Annotated in this window: 5 protein-coding genes and 1 pseudogene; 5 read left to right on the top strand and 1 reads right to left on the bottom strand. The window is 57.4% G+C overall.

The genetic code is table 11. The annotated features are described in order from the left end of the window. Window positions 1-169 precede the first annotated feature (169 nt). The 4 genes from AC1DXV_RS32850 to AC1DXV_RS32865 all read left to right on the top strand — a co-directional run bounded on the left by AC1DXV_RS32850 (window position 170) and on the right by AC1DXV_RS32865 (window position 3,602). Entirely contained in the window at window positions 170-451 is a 282-nt protein-coding gene (locus AC1DXV_RS32850; protein ID WP_477937694.1) for a hypothetical protein, read from the top strand. A 397-nt stretch (window positions 452-848) separates the two neighbouring features. Further along, on the top strand, window positions 849-1,667 hold the full coding sequence (locus AC1DXV_RS32855; RefSeq protein WP_477937696.1) for a hypothetical protein: 819 nt from the start codon (window positions 849-851) through the stop codon (window positions 1,665-1,667). A 43-nt stretch (window positions 1,668-1,710) separates the two neighbouring features. Then, entirely contained in the window at window positions 1,711-2,376 is a 666-nt protein-coding gene (locus AC1DXV_RS32860; protein WP_477937698.1) for a hypothetical protein, read from the top strand. Window positions 2,377-2,939: 563 nt separating this feature from the next. Then, the gene (locus AC1DXV_RS32865; RefSeq protein ID WP_477937700.1) at window positions 2,940-3,602 is read left to right on the top strand and encodes a hypothetical protein; all 663 of its coding nucleotides are present in this window, start codon (window positions 2,940-2,942) and stop codon (window positions 3,600-3,602) included. A 461-nt stretch (window positions 3,603-4,063) separates the two neighbouring features. Here AC1DXV_RS32865 and AC1DXV_RS32870 read toward each other — a convergent pair whose 3' ends face one another. Continuing rightward, window positions 4,064-4,582 (bottom strand): hypothetical protein, encoded by a 519-nt coding sequence (locus AC1DXV_RS32870; protein WP_477872860.1) that lies wholly within the window; start codon window positions 4,580-4,582, stop codon window positions 4,064-4,066. 123 nt (window positions 4,583-4,705) lie between these two features. Here AC1DXV_RS32870 and AC1DXV_RS32875 point away from each other — a divergent pair. Beyond that, window positions 4,706-4,860, top strand: a pseudogene (locus AC1DXV_RS32875) (IS5/IS1182 family transposase); the annotation flags it as partial.

The following is a 4,860-nucleotide window of genomic DNA, read 5'->3' on the forward strand; positions in this document are numbered from 1 at the left end:
GCCCTTGAGTGAATTGATCCAGCAGTTCCTTCGGGATCTTCGGCAGCGCCGCCGTCCTCGCAGCGATCGCCTCGTTCTTCGTCTTCGTCTTGCTTGGCATACATGCTCCTGGTCGTCATGCTATGCCTCGCACACAAAATTACTGACAGGCTCGATAGGTGGCCAACCGATGAGCGCACAACCGCGCGCTCGGCCCTGTTTCGAGGCTGGAGCTAGCAGCGGCAACGAAAGGCCTTCAAAGGGTCTTGATGTCATGGACGTCTACTTCTTCCTTAAGCAGCGCACGGACCTCATCCGTCACTTCTACGATGCCGCCTCGGAGCCGTTCGTCGAGACGAAGCGGTGCATTCAGAACACGCTCGCACCATTCGACGATCCGCCATATGAGGACAGCGGAGAGCAAAGTGCCTGCCCCTATCAGCCATCCCTGGACGGCACGGTCGGCAACTAGCCTTCTTCCTTTAGTTGAGCTCCGGCAGAAGCATGCGGCGCTCTCACTGTCAGCTCAATCTCGTTGATCAAGTGGTAAGGCGGACTAGGCAATTTATTGATCGAGCCGCCTTACAACGGCGAGACGAGCATGTGCAGGGAGATGTCTTGGGCGATGTCAGCCGGTGCGGGCAGAAGTTCGGGCTATCGCGATCCCCTTTCATCCTGAAAGTTAGGGATGCAGACATTTGCATTGCGATCAGAATTGCTAGCGCCGGCCGAAACATATCGCACCGGCCATTGGCCCGGAGGAGCGCGACAGGCGTTGAAACGTCACCAGTGGGGGGGTTATGGGAACGGCCGAAAATCTTTCGTCGCGGCGCGCGTCTACTTGTGTTTGCGTGGGCGTTTGTCTCGCCGTGTTCGGACTGACCAACACCATCCCGGCGCATGCGACCCGCGTGGTTATTAAAGGGCGCGCGATCGATAGCAAAGTGGAGGCGCCCCAGTACCCGTCGAGCCGTGAGGAATGCTCCCAGTTCAACGAGGAGATCGGGGAGATGATCAAGGCCGTGCACGAAGAGCACGAGGCCTGTCTGGCCGACAAAGGCAACACGAACGAGAGCAGCGGCGGCACGTGCTCAAAGGCGGCCTGCCAGAAGCTGCATGACGCACGCGACGAGCTGACCAAAGCTCGGTCCAAGGGTTACTCGGAATGCAATGCGGCCATCAATGAGCGCCAGCGATCAGAAAGTTGGGGCAAGAGCGGCTACGGCACCGACATGGATGAGTTCGTGTCGGCCCTCAAGTCAGGACCCATCTCGGCCGTGAGAACGCTTGTCAAACAGCAGATCAACGACATCGTCGACAAGACGTTCGGCTACGCGTCACCCGTGGTGAAAGGTGGCTTGAAAGCTGGCATGGCAGCGGACACGATGGTCTCGAGCTACCTGGCGATGCAGAAGGCATGCGAGGAAAAGAGCACCGCCGCGCTGAACGCGTGCAACCGAGAAATGATCGCCAGCATTCAGAAGCTGCCCAGCATGGTGCCCACCAAGTACAGCAGCGATCCGGGCATCTCGATCATTCAGCAGGCCATGATGGCCCGCCTTAACCTCATCCTGCGCGACACAATGGACCAGATGGACCGCGCGAGCGAAGAGATGGATGAAGTGACGGAGTCGAGACCGGCTCCAAATCGCAGGCGGCGCGTCACGCCAAGGATCGAGAACAACTGAAGCGAAAGCAGTTGCGCTTCCAATCCACAACACCGGAGGGTAGATGAAAACGATTCTTCTGATCACTTCGATGGTGCTGTCATGCCTGGCGCTGCCAGCGCGGGCGCAGTCGGCGACAGCAATGATGACGACGTGCATCACCGGGCAACTGCTGTGCAACAAGGCTTGCGGCAAGGGCCCGAGCGCCGTTCCGTGCATCAACACGTGCGGGATGAAGGCACAGATGTGCGCCTCAAACAACGGCCGGTGGCCAGGCRCTGATTCGTTCTCGGACGATGACGATCGACCGGCCAAATCGGCATCCCGGCGCAAGAAGGCGGCCGAACCGGAGGACGACGACGAGGAAGAAGCGCCTCGTGCCTCCAAGTCGAGCGCGTCCTCGCGAAAAGGGCGCAGTGACGGCAAGTGCACGACCGATGCCGAATTCGTGCACTCCTGGCCCGTCGACAAGTCCAATGACGAGTTCAAGTTCAAGTTCAGGGTCTCGTCGGACGAATGCAACAAGTACAGCTGCACGGGCTATGTGCACTACCGCATTCAATTCAACTACCAGGGAGGAAACAGCGGGAAGACAACGCTCGTGAGCTACCGCATCCCGCAGGGCCAGCGTTCGACGGAAGTGACGGCTACGACCTTCCCGTTTGTTGTCGGCACCAAGATCGACGTGCGGGACGTCGAAATCAGAGAGGTGTCTTGCTCGTCTCCCTGAATCGCATGGGGCGCGTGGCTGTCGCGCACCTTTGAGCGAAGGATCTTCTGTGTCGCTCGACGTGTCCACTCGAATCCGACTACCAGCAAAACGCCGAGAGTCCGCGATGTGACAATTGGAGCGGCCACCTCTTTGTCAGCGACACCGCACGAAAATGGCCGCCGCTAAGTGCCTTGTGGCAAACGGTCGAGCGTCTGCTTCTGGGCGACAGTGTATGTTCGCGGCATCACCTGCAAGCAGCCGGTCGCGTGCTGGGTCGGCTCTGCTGTGCGACCGCTTGCGGGGCAACGGTCGAAAGGGCGCAGTCGGCCAAAAGCCTCTCGCTGGCGTCGGCTTTCTGGCAAGACCCGCTCGACGGAATGATTCATCCAGGAACGTTTTGAACCACTTTTGACTGATTTGATAGCACTGCGCAATACATAAATGCAACGCGAACCAAAATCTGGCGCTCCATCTAGGCAAGCAGAGGGCGCCGCTTTAGGAAGACAGAACTCCGTGATGAGCGGACGCGCCCGTCTCCCTATGACACGTTAGGTCTCACACGAATGCCACGACTCACTCGATTGCAGCGTCTCGAAGTGCGGAAGCGAACCGAGTCCATACTCGAAACGCTCCTAACCTTTCATGTGTCCTTCAGCGGCATTGAGTTCATACACGACGATGCAGTAAAAAATTGGAGAGCTCTGGAAGAGCGCCTGCATAACGAATACCCAATAAAAGGTGTCGGGGTCCAAGCGACTCGCGGGAATTTAAATATCGTCGATGGGAGCGATGGTGGTTTTCTCTTCAGTGAGGAGGACTTGCACCCCGGGGAAGTGCCGACTGAACTGCAGTCCTTTCCTTATGCTGCAGCGGCCGCTGCATACACGTTCACATTGCTGGAAGGCTATGGAGATGAACTCGTAGGCCTAGTCAACCCGGGCGCTCTCCAGCCTCGACAGGCTTGGCATCACGGCGTTTATGGAGATGCGAATCTGAAGGACCCAGCGGCGCTTGAAAAAGCAAAGAAGGGTTTAGCTCCGAGATACGCCGTGCAGCGTTTAGTAGATGTCAAAGCAATCCGAAACGAGATCATGCACGAGGGGGCTACAAATGTGAGGTTTCCGGATTTCTTTGCCGGAGTCGTTGGAACAGTGCTGAGCATCTATTTCATGCTTCTTCCACAGGAGAAAGACATCTCCCTGTTTCCCTATTATGATTACAACGGGCGATGGGGCGATGTCTAGCCATGTCGCCAAGCGGGGGGCTGACGGCGCCACATATTTCGAACGGTAGGCACCGAACTTATGCGTGAACGCCGGTCCGCGCAGTTGCCAATAGGCACACGTGAGTGGGGTATTGCACGGTGCCGTGAGGGGGAATGTCCACTTGGTGGCATTTCGGAGGTTCGCGTACGTCGTGTTGTGCGTATTCGCTGCATATGTCGGAAGAGTGGAGCCACGCTCAACGCAGAGCAAGTTGAAGCACAAGTCTTCGCCGACGAACTGGCGGGCACATGCTCCCAATTCCATTGCTAACACGGCACGTCGCCGTGCGTGCACCGCCAGCTCAAAACATTGAAGGACACATTTCTGGCTGTGGGACGGACGACGCGAAGGACCGCAATGGGTCGAGGCTGTGTGAAAACTCAAGACTCGAAGCATTTCGGGAGATCGATGTGCCCTCCGGCAAGAGCGAGCAGTGACCTTCAAATCGCTGGGGGGCCCGCCGATTCTCCGAAGCTACCGGGTCGCGCTACCGCAAGCCGGCTATCAGAAATGGTTTGGTCGTAGCGCTCAACGAACTTCGGGAACTTGCTTCTGTCATCGTTGTAGGAAGAAATCCAACGCCCCAGAGCCTGAGCAAACGCATCCAATAGCTGTTTGAATTCGAAGTAGTAAACACCGGCTTCGGCAGTTGCATAGCTGCTATCGCCTCCAACGCGGAAAGAGATGCGTCGTTCCCTGTTCGCTAAAACCTTCTTGGAATTCAGATTGGTCATGTGCAAGAGCCCGTTCCGCAGCTCCCACAGCTCTGGTCTGGTGATGCCCAGTGGCGAGAGATCTGCATACGCGTCCAACCATTTGACGAATATCGAGGTTCCCGGTTGATCTCCAAATTCAATGTACGCGACGCTACCGGTGAAGTCATGCGTTTTGTAGCCAATGCTCGAGCAGACTTCCTTGTCATCGAAATTGAGAAAGATGTTGTAGATCTGTTCAGACATTAACCTTCTCCATGTCGCCTGTGCCATGCCAACGTTCATCGGCGTCGTATTCCCTAGGGAACCGCTGATTTATTCGGGCAGATCTCGATGGCCGAACGAGGCGTGGACAGCGAGGATGGTTGCATGAAACAGACGAGCTTTGCGAGCCTGGAGTACGCGGGCAAGAAGCGCCAGACGAGGCGCGAGAAGTTCCTGGGCGAGATGGAGCGCGTGGTGCCGTGGTCGGCGCTGTGCGGCTTGATCGAGCCGCACTATCCGCGCAGCGGCCGCGTCGGTCG

Source organism: Rhizobacter sp. P3_C12, assembly GCF_056402735.1.